The sequence below is a fragment of the Pseudomonas anguilliseptica genome (assembly GCF_021375795.1).
Classification (GTDB): domain Bacteria; phylum Pseudomonadota; class Gammaproteobacteria; order Pseudomonadales; family Pseudomonadaceae; genus Aquipseudomonas; species Aquipseudomonas anguilliseptica_A.
The window spans coordinates 1,612,585-1,625,986 of sequence record NZ_JAEIOI010000001.1 but is presented as its reverse complement, the minus strand read 5'-3'; the positions used below and the strand labels follow the sequence as shown (position 1 = coordinate 1,625,986).

Sequence of the window (13,402 nt, the reverse complement as noted above, 5' to 3'; positions counted from 1 at the left end):
TCCGTGCGACCTTGGTCGCACCTGACGCACCGCCACTTTGCTGCGAGACTGACGCACATCATCTGCCGCGGACGCTGATGCGCTAGGCTCTGGGCAGCCGCTGCGCTGCCAGATATGACCCCGGCCGCCCCCTATAGTTTGCTTTCGGAGCTTGCATGACCCTGTCCAGTGGGCTGATCGCCGCAGTAGCGCTGATTTACATGGCCACCCTGTTCGCCATTGCCTTCTATGGCGACCGCCGCGCCACGCCCATGCCGCCGCGCGTGCGGGCCTGGGTGTACTCGCTGTCGCTGGCGGTGTACTGCACCAGTTGGACATTCTTCGGCGCAGTCGGTCAGGCCGCCGAACAGCTGTGGTCATTTCTGCCGATCTACCTGGGGCCAATCATCATTCTGGTGTTCGCACCCTGGGTGCTGCAGAAGATGGTGATGATCAGCAAACAGGAGAACATCACCTCGATTGCCGACTTCATTGCTGCGCGCTACGGCAAGTCCCAGGCGCTGGCGGTGGTGGTAGCGCTGGTCTGCCTGGTCGGCGTGCTGCCCTATATCGCGCTGCAGCTCAAGGGCATCGTGCTGGGGGTCAACCTGCTGATTGGCGCAGGGGCCAGCGCCAGCGGCACCAGCGCCCAGGACACTGCGCTGATCGTTTCGCTGGTCCTGGCGCTGTTCACAATATTGTTCGGCACGCGCAACCTGGATGTCACCGAGCACCACCGCGGCATGGTCCTGGCGATTGCCTTCGAGTCGCTGGTCAAGCTGCTGGCCTTTCTCGCCGTCGGTGCCTTTGTCACCTACGGGCTGTACAACGGTTTTGCCGACTTGTTCAGCCAGGCCAAGGCCAGCACCGAGCTGGAGGATTTCTGGGCCGAAACCGTCAACTGGCCGGCAATGATGACCCAGACAGGTCTGGCGATGATCGCCATCATCGCCCTGCCGCGGCAGTTCCATGTGACCGTGGTGGAGAACATCGAGCCCAAGGACCTCAACCTAGCGCGCTGGGTGTTCCCCGCCTACTTGATCCTCGCCGCATTGTTTGTGGTGCCCATCGCCCTCGCCGGACAGATGCTGCTGCCGGCCGGCATCACCCCGGACTCCTTCGTCATCAGCCTGCCGCTTGCCGAAGCACATCCCGCACTGGCCATGCTGGCCTTTATCGGCGGCGCCTCGGCGGCCACCGGCATGGTGATTGTCGCCTCGGTGGCACTCTCCACCATGATTTCCAACGACATGCTGCTGCCCTGGCTGCTACGTCGGCAGAACACCGAGCGGCCGTTCGAGGCGTTCCGCCACTGGATGCTCACCGCGCGCCGGGTGAGCATCGTGCTGATTCTGCTGCTGGCCTACGTGTGCTATCGCCTGCTCGGCTCCAACGCCAGCCTGGCCACCATTGGCCAAGTGTCCTTTGCCGCTATTGGCCAGCTGGCTCCGGCGATGTTCGGTGCTCTGGTGTGGAAGCAGGCCAACCGCCAGGGCGTGTTTGCCGGTATGTTCTTTGGTGGACTGATCTGGTTCTACACCCTGGTCATGCCATTGGTGGCTCGCGGCCTGGGCTGGCCACTGGAAACCTTCCCCGGCCTGCACAGCCTGCTGTATGCCCCGATTGGCTTTCAGGTCGACCCTCTGACCCGCGGCGTGGTGCTCTCGCTGGCCGGTAATTTCCTGCTGTTTGCCTGGGTTTCCTGGTTCTCGCGCACCCGCATGGCCGAGCACTGGCAGGCCGGACGTTTTATCGGCCACGACCTGGGCAACAAACCGAGCAACCGCAGCATGCTCGCAGTGCAGGTCGGCGACCTGTTGCTACTGGCCAACCGCTTTGTCGGCGAAGACCGCGCACGGCAGAGTTTCATGCGCTTTGCCTACCGTCAGGGCAAGGGTTTCGACCCCAACCAGACCGCTACCAGCGACTGGATCGCCCACACCGAACGGCTGCTGGCTGGTGTACTGGGGGCATCCTCGACCCGCGCCGTGGTCAAGGCGGCCATCGAAGGCCGCGAGATGCACGTCGAAGATGTGGTGCGCATCGTCGACGAAGCCTCGGAGGTGCTGCAGTTCAACCGCGCGCTGCTGCAGGGCGCGATCGAGAACATCACCCAGGGCATCAGCGTGGTTGACCAGTCGCTGCGCCTGGTGGCCTGGAACCACCGCTATATCGAGCTGTTCAACTACCCCGATGGTCAGGTGTATGTCGGTCGGCCGGTGGCCGAGTTGATTCGTTTCAATGCCGAACGCGGCCTGCTTGGCGATGGCGACATCGAAGAGCATGTCAGCAAGCGTCTGTACTGGATGCGCCAGGGCACGGCGCACACCTCTGAGCGCATGTTCCCCAATGGCCGGGTGATTGAGCTGATCGGTAACCCCATGCCCGGCGGCGGTTTCGTCATGAGTTTTACCGACATCACCGAGTTCCGTGAAGCCGAGCGCGCCTTGAAGGACGCCAACGAAGGCCTGGAACAGCGGGTCAGCGCACGCACCCAGGAATTGTCGCAGCTGAACCAGGCGCTGATCGAAGCCAAGCGCGTGGCGGAAGCGGCCAGCCAGTCGAAAACCCGCTTCCTCGCGGCGGTCAGCCATGACCTGATGCAACCGCTGAATGCCGCGCGACTGTTCTCCGCTGCCCTCGCCCATCAGGATGACGCCTTGCCCAGCGACGCCCGTGAACTGGTGCGTCACCTGGACAGTTCGCTGCGTTCGGCCGAAGACCTGATCAGCGACTTGCTGGACATCTCGCGCCTGGAAAACGGCCGTATTACGCCGGATCGCCAGGCCTTTGCGCTGAACAGCCTGTTCGACACCCTGGGCGCGGAATTCAAGGTGCTGGCCGCCGAACACGGCGTGGATTTCCGCCTGCGCAGCAGCAGCCTGCGCATCGACAGCGACATCAAATTGCTGCGGCGCATCCTGCAGAACTTCCTGACCAACGCCTTCCGCTATGCCAAGGGCCGCGTATTGCTGGGGGTACGCCACCAGGGCCAGCAGTTGCGCCTGGAAGTCTGGGATCGCGGCCCCGGCATCCCGGACGACAAGCGCAAGGTGATTTTCGAGGAGTTCAAACGCCTGGACAGCCACCAGACCCGTGCGGAAAAAGGCCTGGGCCTGGGCCTGGCGATTGCCGACGGCCTGTGTCGGGTGCTGGAACACAAACTGGAAGTACGCTCCTGGCCTGGCAAAGGCAGTGTATTCAGCGTCACCGTACCCCTGGCGCAGCAGGCCGAAGCGCCGAAACCCGTGGCCGCGCTGGAACAACCTGGTCAGGCACTGGCCGGCACCCAGGTACTCTGCGTGGACAACGAAGACAGCATCCTCACCGGCATGTACAGCCTGCTGTCACGCTGGGGATGCCAGGTATGGACGGCGCGCAATCGGCTGGAATGTGAGCATCTGCTGAGTGAAAACGTGCGCCCGCACCTGGCGCTGGTGGACTTTCACCTGGATGACGGTGAAACCGGCACCGAACTGATGGCCTGGCTGCGCACGCGCCTGGCCGAGCCACTGCCGGGCGTGGTGATCAGCGCCGACGGCCGCCCCGAACTGATCGCTCAAGTGCATGCCGCCGGCCTGGATTATCTGAGCAAGCCAGTCAAACCGGCGGCCTTACGTGCGCTGCTGAGCCGCCATCTGACGCTACGCTGATCAGCCATTCAGGCGTTGACGGAACAACGCCTGATGCTCGCGGCACTGCGCAGCCGCGAGCAGGAATACACCATGACCGCCGCGCTCGAATTCCAGCCAGGTGAAGTCAACTTCCGGGTACAACGCCTCGACGTGCACCTGGCTGTTGCCCACTTCAACAATCAGCACACCCTTTTCGCTCAGGTGGTCCGCCGCCTCAGCCAGCATGCGCCGCACCAGGTCCAGACCATCCTCGCCGCAGGCCAGACCCAGCTCCGGCTCATGCTGGTACTCGACCGGCATATCGGCGAAATCCTCGGCATCCACATAGGGTGGGTTGGATACGATCAGATCGAAGCGCTGACCCGGCAGCCCGGCAAAGCCATCGCCCTGCACGGTGTAGACACGCTCTTCCAAGCCATGGCGCTCAATATTCTGGTTGGCCACTTCCAGCGCCTCAAACGACAAATCACCGAGCACCACTTCAGCTTCGGGGAATTCGTAGGCGCAGGCGATACCGATGCAGCCCGAGCCGGTGCACAGGTCGAGAATCCGCGCCGGCTCCTGCGCCAGCCAGGGTTCGAAGTGCTGCTCGATCAGCTCGGCAATCGGCGAGCGGGGAATCAGCACGCGCTGATCCACGATAAAAGGCAAACCACAGAACCAGGCTTCACCCAGCAGGTAGGCCGTAGGCACGCGCGCCTCGATGCGCTGCTGCAGCAAGTTGTGCAGGTGCTGGTGTTCGGCGTCATCCAGGCGACAGTCGAGATAGCTGTCGGCGATTTCATACGGCAGGTGCAGCGCGCCCAGCACCAGCTGGCGGGCCTCATCCCAGGCATTGTCGGTGCCGTGACCAAAAAACAGTTCTTCGCCATGAAAGCGGCTGACAGCCCAGCGAATGTAATCACGGATGGTGCGCAGACGGGTTGGATAGGCGTTTGTAGCGTCGCTCACGGCAGCTCTCCGCAGAAAAAAGTCGCGCATTCTAGCCCATTCATGGCAACCAGCGCGGGCCTGCATGCACGCTACGACTGATTGCCGGGTGACTCGCTGGAGGATGGTGGATCACGCTTGATGCACAGTTCGCGCAGCACGGCGATGGAGACCGCGAGGGCGAAAAACAACCAGAAATATTCGGAAAACAAGGCGATCAGGCTCATTACACAACTCCTTCTGCTTATACCCGCCAGTCCTCGGCCAGGGCTTGATTCTGCGCGCTGCACCGGTCGCCGGCAAGATCATCCAGCGCAACGGTTCACAGCAGCGCTGCACAGGCGGACAATGGCCGCAGTCTGTCTGCCTGGAGTTGCTGCCATGTCCACCCCACAAACGCTCTTTGCCCTTACAGGCCGTGGCCATGCGCCAGCCAGCCTGAGCAATGCGACCTTGCTGGTCATCGATGCGCAAGAGGAGTACCGCAGCGGCGTGTTGAAACTGCCAGGGCTGGATGCAGCGCTGGAAGAAATCGCCAAGCTGCTCGCGGCGGCCCGGGACCTGGGCAGCGCCATCGTTCACGTCAAACACCTGGGCATCCCCGATGGTCTGCTCGACCCGCGCGGGCCACGCGGCCTGCACCTGCCTCAAGCCGCACCGCTGCCTGGCGAGATCATCGTCGAGAAGCGCATGCCCAATGCCTTCACCGGCACCGACTTGCATGAACGTCTGCAAGCCCTCGGCCGGTTGGACCTGATTGTCTGCGGCTTTATGACCCACTCCAGCATCAGCACCACGGTGCGCGCCACCAAGGACTATGGTTACCGTTGCACCGTGGTCGATGCAGCCTGCGCCACCCGTGACCTGCCGACGCTGGACGGTCAGGTGATCAGCGCGGCCGACATGCACCGGGCCGAGATGATCGCCCTGGCCGACAACTTTGCCGCCGTGGTGCCACGCGCCAGCGCGCTGCTCTGAGGCGCCTGACAAACGCGTGCGCGATCACACCCTGGGCAGTGACTGTTGAACCACACCGGCAGCGGCCGGTCATAGCACCGATAGCCACTGAGTCAATCGGCATGAGGAAATCGGCATGAAGCTCTCCGATGGTTTTGACGCCCGCCGTCTGCGCCCACGTAGTGCCGGCAACTGGCGCACGCGCCTGGGGGCGGCACTGGCCGCTCTGCTGGCGACATTCGGCATTCTGCTGAGCATGGCCGGTATTGCGGCTCTGCTCGGCCAGCATTCGGTACTCGGCCCGCTGAATGAATCCACGGTGGCCGCCAGCCTGTTCGCCGTGATCGGCCTGGCCCTGCTGTATGTCGGCGTCATGCTATGGCGCCGCTGCCGCCGCCGTGCACGCCACGCCAGCGACCTGAACATGGCCCCGCATCTGCTGAAAAAACGCGACTGAAGCCCAGCCCAGCACGAACACCGACAGCTTGGATACACTAGCGGCCTTCGCGGAGATCTAGGGTCTGTTACCGTTTTGTCGCGAGCCGCGTTGCCGCGTAAAATCTCGCCAGGCTAGGCGGAGGACGCAGGTAATGGTCGCTCCCTTGCCAAGACCTCCAACACCGCATGGCGAGATTTTTCGCGCAACCCGAAGGGCCGGGCCTGTTTTAGCGCGATACTGCGTTTCTCGACACTCATTTGGAACACCAAACTTCGCGTCTCGTGCCTTGCCTCGCGCTAAAACAGGCTTCGGCGCAGCCACGACAAAACGGTAACAGACCCTAAATGCAAGACGACGATTTTTCCCTGTTCAAAGCCGAACTACGCGGCGTCAAACCCATCAAGCATGACCGCGCCGACACCGGCAAACCGAAGCCCAACCGTGCCCAACTGGCCACCCTGCGCCAGGCCGCCACGGCGCGCGTGGACAGTATCAAAGTCGATGGTCTGTCTGATCAGTTTGTCATCGACGTCGGCGCCGAAGACCCGCTGTACTGGGCCGCCAACGGCGTGCAGGAAGGTCAGATGCGCAAGCTCAAGCTCGGCCAGATCAGCTTCGAGGGCAGCCTCGACCTGCATGGCATGAGCGTGGAAAAAGCCCGCGACACCCTCTGGGAATTTATCGCCGAGGCCAACAAGCTGGAGGTGCGCTGCGTGCGCGTCACCCATGGCAAGGCTGTGCGCATGGATGGCCGCAAACCAATGATCAAAAGTCACGTCAACACCTGGCTACGCCAGCATCCGCAAGTGCTCGGCTTTACCTCCTGCCTGGCCAAGCACGGCGGTACTGGCGCGGTGTACGTGATGCTCAAGCGCACCATGATGGATGACCGCGACGAATAGGCCCTCGCCTAACGGGCAAAGCGGGGTGTCTGCGCCTCATGTTCGACACGCAGGCCATTCACCACGAACGACACCGCATGGTAGAACCCCACCAGCACCAGACACTCGATCAGCTGCGACTCAGTGAATTCAGCACTGAGTTGCTGCCACAGGTTGTCGTCCAGCGTTGCGCTGGCATGCAGACTGTCAGCCAACGCCAACAGCGCCTGCTCAGCCGAACTCCATAGCTCACAATTGGGCACAACGGCGCAGGTATCAGCCAACTGCTCTGGACTGAACCCCGCCTGAGCATTGAATACGGCGACGTGCACCCCCCATTCGTACTCTGCACCGCAACGTGCCGTGGTGCGCAGGATCAGCAGTTCGCGCTCGCGTATGCTGATGCTGCCGCGATCAAGCAAGCCTGCCGCCAGCAAGCGCTGCAGCACTCGCGGGTTGTGCGCCATGCTGCGAAACAGTTTCAACGGCGGCATCCCCGGCGGCATGACTCGATCAAACGCCGCCTGCACATCAGCGGCATAAGGTGGTTGCACCGGTTGAATACGTGGGCTGTACATAGGCAATACTCCTGACAGGCTGTTAAGCTACGAAAAAAGTAGCAAGGCCACTCTAGATCGCTACTAAAAAAGAAGCAAGGAGCCTTCATGGATACCCCTACACCCGGCCAACCGGTACGCGGCTCGCAGACAGGCCGCCCGATCATGGCACTGCTCGACCTGCTGGGCCGCCGCTGGAGCCTGCGCGTGCTCTGGGAGTTGCATCAGTCGCCGGCCAACTTTCGCGAGCTGCAGAACCGCTGCGCAGGCTTGTCACCCTCGGTACTCAACACCCGCCTGGGAGAGCTGCGTGACGCCCAACTGCTGGAGAACGGCGAACGGGGCTACCAGTTATCACGCCTGGGCCTGGAGCTGGTTGAACAGTTCCTGCCACTGACCCTGTGGGCCGACAACTGGGCTGCCCAGCTGCCACCCACGTCAGAAAACTGAGGCAAATTGGCGTGCCGCGCCCTTGCCAGCCCGGCGGCACCGCCCTAACCTGCGCGTCTGTATATCTCCGCAAGTGCCACAGGAAGATCATGTCCCTGGAACAAAACTACACCGCGATCCTTGGCCAACTTGGCGAGGACGTGTCCCGCGAAGGCCTGCTCGACACCCCCAAGCGCGCCGCCAAAGCCATGCAGTACCTGTGCAAGGGTTACCAGCAAACCCTCGAAGAAGTCACCAATGGCGCGCTGTTCAGCTCCGATAACAGCGAAATGGTGCTGGTGAAGAACATCGAGTTGTATTCGCTATGCGAACACCACCTGCTGCCCTTTATAGGCAAGGCCCATGTCGCCTATATCCCGAGTGGCAAGGTGCTCGGCCTGTCGAAAGTCGCACGCATCGTCGACATGTACGCGCGTCGCCTGCAGATTCAGGAAAACCTCAGCCGGCAGATCGCCGAAGCCATCCAGCAAGTCACCGGCGCCCTTGGTGTGGCGGTGGTGATCGAAGCCCAGCACATGTGCATGATGATGCGCGGCGTGGAGAAGCAAAATTCCTCCATGGTCACCTCGGTGATGCTCGGCGAGTTCCGCGAAAACGCCGCCACGCGCAGCGAGTTCCTTAGCCTGGTCAATAACTAGCCCACTCTCGTAAATCTACGACCTAGGTATTAACCATTTAGAAATGTGGCTTCTTTCCATGTCAGATCAGAACATAAAAATATCGCTCGAGCGATCAGTTGCCATAAATGGAATAGCCAAGGTACATATCTCGCCATTCAGCGAAATAAAGTCAACGCAGCATGGCGAAGTTTTCCTGGTCGCATCTGGCCCATCAGCCAGCGATTTCAACTTCAAAGAGTTTTGCACAGACAAACCCGTCATCGCCATGAACGGCTCTATAAGCCTCTGCGAAAGTAACAATATCAAACCATTTTTTTATATTTGCTATGACGAATTCTTTGTCGGTGATCGACTAGAACTTTTTATGAAGGGCGTTAATAGCGCTGAAAATCTAGCGTTCAGCTATCCTGTCATCGAAGAAATTTTAAAACGACGCCCAGATGCCCTCGTAAATAAAAAAGTGTTCTTATTCGAACGAGTAAATAGAGATATTCACGACAATCGAATAATACCCAATTGGCTGCACCCTTTAGTTGCCAGAGCACGAAAAGAAGCAGCTTGTGAATTCTCCTTGCTAGGCCGTAAGAAAAACGGCATCGGCTTTAGTCTCGACTTGTCAAAAGGCTACTATGGCGGCCGAACAATTCTTTTCGGCGGACTTCAACTAGCCTATCACGTCGGCTTCAACAAAGTATTCGCCATCGGCATGGATATGAACTCAAGTGCTGGTCGATTTTATGAGAAAGGCGAAGGTTCTACACCTAGCAACCTGGATATTCACTGGCACAGAAACATACTCCCGAGTTTTAAATTAATGGCTAAATCAGTCATCAAAAAAGGAGTTTTCGAAGTTTTCAACCTGTCAGAAAAAAGCCGTGTACCGCACAGCCTGATACCAAAAATATCGCAAACAGAACTGCGCAAAATGCTGCACGCCTGAGAAATCTGACTGACCCTTAAACTTAATCATCACCACAAAGAAATCGGCCATGAGCCGGTTTTCTGTCTGTCCTTTGCTATAGCAGGTGGCGATGTTCCGCCACCTGCTATAGCAAGACCGCTGGAATATGGCGAGATCACGCCACTCCTGAACCCCGCCAGGCATGCTGACAGGCGGCAGAACGCCGCAGCCAGAAGCGTTGGCGTGGCAGGCATGCTTCTTGCGATAGCCCCGCCACGACAGTCGCCCGCGCTATAGCTGACCAAGCTGCCGGCTGCCAACGCCACTGCCGTTACGCACACGACGTCCCCGTACACCTGCCCTGCGCCTGTCGCCCGCCGACGGGCATGCAGGCTATTGCCACACGCCTGATCCCGTGTCGCCCAGGTCGTCACACTGATTTCACCGATAAGATGATTGGTTTAATGAAAAAACTCCTCTTGCCCCTGCTGTGCCTGAGCCTGCTTGGCTGCGCCAAGCACCCCGAGTCGGAAAAAACCGTGGATGTGCTGCTGATTGGCGGCGGCATCATGAGTGCCAGCCTGGGTACCTACCTCAACGAGCTGGAGCCGGGCTGGAGCATCGATATCTACGAGCGCCTCGATCAGGTGGCCAGCGAAAGCTCCAACGCCTGGAACAACGCAGGCACCGGCCATTCGGCCTTCTGCGAGCTGAACTACACCCCCGAGCTGGCCGATGGCAGCATCGATATCAGCAAGGCGGTGGCGATCAACGAATCCTTCGAGATTTCCAAACAGTTCTGGGCCTATCAGGTTGAGCGCAAGGTGCTGAACAACCCGCCTTCGTTTATCAACAACGTACCGCACATGAGCTTTGTCTGGGGCGATGACAACGTCGAATTCCTCAAGAAGCGCCATGCGGCGCTGCAGGCCAGTTCGCTGTTTCGCGGTATGGAGTATTCCGAAGACCCGCAGCAGATCGGCCAGTGGGTACCGCTGGTGATGCAAGGCCGCGAGCCCGGGCAAAAGCTTGCAGCCACTCGCGTGTCGATTGGCACCGACGTCAACTTTGGCGAAATCACCCGCCAGCTGTTCGGCTCGTTAAGCCAGCAGGACAACGTCAGCCTCAACCTGCGGCATGAAGTGCGCGGCATCGAACGCAACGCCGACAACACCTGGAATGTACGGGTGGCCGACCTGGGCAACGGCGGCGCCGAGAAAACCATCAACGCCAGGTTCGTGTTTATCGGTGCCGGCGGTGCGGCGCTGAAGCTGCTGCAGATGTCCGGCATCAGCGAAGCCGAAGGCTATGCCGGCTTCCCGGTCGGCGGCTCGTTCCTCGCCACCAGCAACCCGGAAATCGTCGCTCAGCACCAGGCCAAGGTGTACGGCAAAGCCTCGGTCGGTTCGCCGCCGATGTCCGTACCGCACCTGGACACCCGGGTGATCGATGGCAAGAAGGTGCTGCTGTTCGGCCCATTCGCCACCTTCTCCACCAAGTTCCTGAAAAACGGCTCGCTGCTCGACACCTTCAGCGCCCTGACCACCGACAACATCCTGCCGATGACCCACGCCGGCATCGATAATTTCTCGCTCAGCACCTACCTGATGGGCCAGCTGATGCTCAGCCAGGAAGACCGCATGGATTCGCTGCGCGAGTACTTCCCCAATGCCAAATCGGAGGATTGGGAGCTTATCCAGGCGGGTCAGCGCGTGCAGATCATCAAGAAAGACGCCGAACACGGCGGCGTCCTGCAGTTCGGTACCGAAGTGGTCAGCGCCGCCGATGGCAGCATCGCCGCCCTGCTCGGCGCATCGCCGGGAGCCTCGACGGCCGCACCGATCATGCTCTCGGTGCTGGAGAAGACCTTCAAGAACGAGATGCAGAGTCCTGAGTGGCAAACCAAACTGAAAGAAATCATCCCGTCTTACGGCCAAAAGCTGAACGACGACCTGGCGCTGACCAATAAGACCCGCGCCTGGAGCAGTGAGCGCCTGCAACTGGAGTTCGTTGAAGTGCCGCCGCTGGCTCTCACCCCAGAGCTCAGCCAGGCGCAGTAAAGCGCCTGTTGGGAAATGCAAATTGCCAGAAGCACTGTTTACCGTCGCCTCGCGCGACACATGCTGCGGCCATGGACGGCGCGCAATAAAAAACCGGCCATAAGCCGGTTTTTTATTGCGCAGTGAAATGCCTACTGGCCCTTGAACAGCACCCGCGGCTTGGTTCGCAGTGGGTCGAGCAGGCCCGACAAGCCGTTGTGATCAATCTCCTGCATCAACGCCAGCAGCCGACCGATCTCTCCCTGAGGGAAACCTTCGCGGGCAAACCAGTTGAGGTAGTTACCCGGCAGATCGGCGAGCATACGGCCTTTGTATTTGCCGAACGGCATCTCACAGGTCACCAGCAATAACAGGTCTTCAGGTTTCATCGCAGGCTCGCCGGAGGCAGAAAATCGGACACGGATTATGCCGTTCGGCCCAGGGTCGGGCCAAGGCGGAAAAACTCGGGTAAGCTGCGCGCCCCTGTTTATCGACCCAAGGTTTGCCCTCGCATGATTATCAAGGCACTGCGCATTGGCCTCGGCCAGTTGATCATCTTCCTCGACTGGATCAGCCGTCCGGCCAAGCTCAAACGTACCCCAGAAGCGCAGGCTGCGGTCGAGCAAAGCGCCGCGGGCCTGGCGCTGTACCAGTTCCACGCCTGCCCGTTCTGCGTAAAAACCCGCCGCACCCTGCACAAGCTGAATGTGCCGGTGGCCCTGCACGACGCCAAGAACGACGCCCAGGCGCGCAGCGAGCTGGAACAACAAGGCGGCAAGATCAAGGTGCCGTGCCTGCGCATCGAAGAAAACGGCCAGAGCACCTGGCTGTACGAGTCCAAAGCGATCATTGCTTATCTCAACGAGCGCTTCGCTGCTGTCTGAACAAGCAACCGGGGTCGCATAGCGATAGCGGCCCCGGTTGTTTTAGTACCCGGCTGACGAGCCAGCCATGCAGTCAGTTGGCCAACACCCGCACCTTGCCGACCATACCAGCCTGGTAGTGGCCGGGAATCAGGCAGGCAAAGTCGAACTCACCGACCTGGTTAAAGGTCCAGACAAGCTCCTCGCGCTGCCCCGGTGCGACATGGGTCATGTCCGGGGAGTCATGCTGCATTGGCATACCCGCTGACTGCGCCATCATCGCAGCATGCTCCTGCAACTCAGCCTGGGTACCGAGCACAAACTCGTGCATGACCTGCCCCTCATTGCGATGGATAAAGCGGATGGTTTCGCCCTGTTTGACTTCAAGCTGGTCAGGGCTGAAACGCATCTGATCGTTCATGCTGATTTCGATGGTACGGCTGACCCGCTGCGAATCACCGGCAATCCCCCAGGTTTTCTGCTGGGTCGACGCCGCCGCGTGATGCCCGCCCTGATGTTCGCCAGCGGCAAGAGCAGTAGCGCTGGCCAACAGAAGGCCCACACTCAACAGCAATGCGAAGATGTTTGAAGATGCACTCATGGTTAGGTTCTCGAATTAGAAACTGAATAAACGCTGCGGGCCAGACGCACCAGAGCGCTGGCAGCACACAGCAACACACTGTTCAGACGAGAAATAACCGCGGGGGACGTTCGAGGGGTTCGCTGATAAAGCCGATAAATTGATCCAGCCGCGCCAGAGAGGGCTCTGCCGCTTGTGGCACAGCGCTGCTGACCCGCACATGGCTCAGGGCCACCGCGCCGACACAAAAAGCGCAGAGGCTGCACAGACTGCTATCGGCAGCAGATATGGAGGTGTTGGAGATGTCGCTGGCGTGATGCACACCGTGGGCCGAGGCCTTGGCAGACGCAGCCGGATGATGCGCCGCCATCTGCGAGTCAACCTGGGCCGACGCCCCGCACTGCTGGGTAACCGCGCATAACTGCATGCTGATAGCCGCCATACTCTGCGCAGGGAGAGCGAGCATCAGCAGACAGATCAGGGCAATTCGCAAAACGCGCATGGCAACAGGGCTATTTTCAGCAATGGCGGTGCTGGCGGATTATCCGCGCAATACGCATTTTGTCCACAC

15 protein-coding genes are annotated in these 13,402 nt (G+C 60.3%); 9 read left to right on the top strand and 6 right to left on the bottom strand.

The genetic code is table 11. The features are described 5' to 3' along the window. Positions 1 to 155 precede the first annotated feature (155 nt). Entirely contained in the window at positions 156 to 3,632 is a 3,477-nt protein-coding gene (locus tag IOD17_RS07560; protein WP_233684443.1) for a PAS domain-containing hybrid sensor histidine kinase/response regulator, read from the top strand. Here IOD17_RS07560 and prmB read toward each other — a convergent pair whose 3' ends face one another. Together prmB and IOD17_RS19305 are read right to left on the bottom strand one after the other, a co-directional pair. After that, on the bottom strand, positions 3,633 to 4,565 hold the full coding sequence (prmB, locus tag IOD17_RS07555) for a 50S ribosomal protein L3 N(5)-glutamine methyltransferase (protein WP_233684442.1): 933 nt from the start codon (positions 4,563 to 4,565) through the stop codon (positions 3,633 to 3,635). A gap of 71 nt (positions 4,566 to 4,636) precedes the next feature. After that, positions 4,637 to 4,771, bottom strand: a complete 135-nt coding sequence (locus IOD17_RS19305; RefSeq protein WP_267925363.1) for a hypothetical protein — start codon at positions 4,769 to 4,771, stop codon at positions 4,637 to 4,639. A gap of 154 nt (positions 4,772 to 4,925) precedes the next feature. Between IOD17_RS19305 and IOD17_RS07550 the strand changes: the two genes are divergently transcribed. The 3 genes from IOD17_RS07550 (at position 4,926) to IOD17_RS07540 (ending at position 6,842) form a co-directional block, all read left to right on the top strand. Further along, entirely contained in the window at positions 4,926 to 5,522 is a 597-nt protein-coding gene (locus IOD17_RS07550; RefSeq protein WP_233684441.1) for a cysteine hydrolase family protein, read from the top strand. 115 nt (positions 5,523 to 5,637) lie between these two features. Continuing rightward, positions 5,638 to 5,958 (top strand): hypothetical protein, encoded by a 321-nt coding sequence (locus IOD17_RS07545; protein ID WP_233684440.1) that lies wholly within the window; start codon positions 5,638 to 5,640, stop codon positions 5,956 to 5,958. A gap of 326 nt (positions 5,959 to 6,284) precedes the next feature. Next, positions 6,285 to 6,842, top strand: a complete 558-nt coding sequence (locus IOD17_RS07540) for a Smr/MutS family protein (protein ID WP_233684439.1) — start codon at positions 6,285 to 6,287, stop codon at positions 6,840 to 6,842. 8 nt (positions 6,843 to 6,850) lie between these two features. Here IOD17_RS07540 and IOD17_RS07535 read toward each other — a convergent pair whose 3' ends face one another. Beyond that, positions 6,851 to 7,399: a carboxymuconolactone decarboxylase family protein gene (locus tag IOD17_RS07535; protein ID WP_233684438.1), complete on the bottom strand. Its 549-nt coding sequence runs from the start codon at positions 7,397 to 7,399 to the stop codon at positions 6,851 to 6,853. Between the two features lie 87 nt (positions 7,400 to 7,486). On the opposite strand from IOD17_RS07535, the gene IOD17_RS07530 reads away from it, so the two are divergent. From IOD17_RS07530 to IOD17_RS07515, 4 genes are all read left to right on the top strand, one after another. Then, positions 7,487 to 7,828 (top strand): winged helix-turn-helix transcriptional regulator, encoded by a 342-nt coding sequence (locus IOD17_RS07530; RefSeq protein WP_233684437.1) that lies wholly within the window; start codon positions 7,487 to 7,489, stop codon positions 7,826 to 7,828. An 89-nt stretch (positions 7,829 to 7,917) separates the two neighbouring features. Next, positions 7,918 to 8,466, top strand: a complete 549-nt coding sequence (gene folE / locus IOD17_RS07525; protein WP_233684436.1) for a GTP cyclohydrolase I FolE — start codon at positions 7,918 to 7,920, stop codon at positions 8,464 to 8,466. 58 nt (positions 8,467 to 8,524) lie between these two features. Continuing rightward, the gene (locus tag IOD17_RS07520) at positions 8,525 to 9,388 is read left to right on the top strand and encodes a lipopolysaccharide biosynthesis protein (RefSeq protein ID WP_233684435.1); all 864 of its coding nucleotides are present in this window, start codon (positions 8,525 to 8,527) and stop codon (positions 9,386 to 9,388) included. A 425-nt stretch (positions 9,389 to 9,813) separates the two neighbouring features. After that, the gene (locus tag IOD17_RS07515) at positions 9,814 to 11,409 is read left to right on the top strand and encodes a malate:quinone oxidoreductase (protein WP_233684434.1); all 1,596 of its coding nucleotides are present in this window, start codon (positions 9,814 to 9,816) and stop codon (positions 11,407 to 11,409) included. A 131-nt stretch (positions 11,410 to 11,540) separates the two neighbouring features. Here the strand turns inward: IOD17_RS07515 and IOD17_RS07510 are convergent, their stop codons facing one another. Next, positions 11,541 to 11,777, bottom strand: a complete 237-nt coding sequence (locus tag IOD17_RS07510; RefSeq protein WP_233684433.1) for a DUF3820 family protein — start codon at positions 11,775 to 11,777, stop codon at positions 11,541 to 11,543. A 123-nt stretch (positions 11,778 to 11,900) separates the two neighbouring features. Between IOD17_RS07510 and IOD17_RS07505 the strand changes: the two genes are divergently transcribed. Next, complete coding sequence (locus IOD17_RS07505; RefSeq protein ID WP_233684432.1) at positions 11,901 to 12,272, top strand: glutaredoxin family protein; 372 nt, start codon at positions 11,901 to 11,903, stop codon at positions 12,270 to 12,272. A gap of 73 nt (positions 12,273 to 12,345) precedes the next feature. Here IOD17_RS07505 and IOD17_RS07500 read toward each other — a convergent pair whose 3' ends face one another. Further along, on the bottom strand, positions 12,346 to 12,852 hold the full coding sequence (locus IOD17_RS07500; protein WP_233684431.1) for a cupredoxin domain-containing protein: 507 nt from the start codon (positions 12,850 to 12,852) through the stop codon (positions 12,346 to 12,348). 82 nt (positions 12,853 to 12,934) lie between these two features. Then, the gene (locus IOD17_RS07495; protein ID WP_233684430.1) at positions 12,935 to 13,333 is read right to left on the bottom strand and encodes a hypothetical protein; all 399 of its coding nucleotides are present in this window, start codon (positions 13,331 to 13,333) and stop codon (positions 12,935 to 12,937) included. Between the last annotated feature and the right edge of the window lie 69 nt (positions 13,334 to 13,402).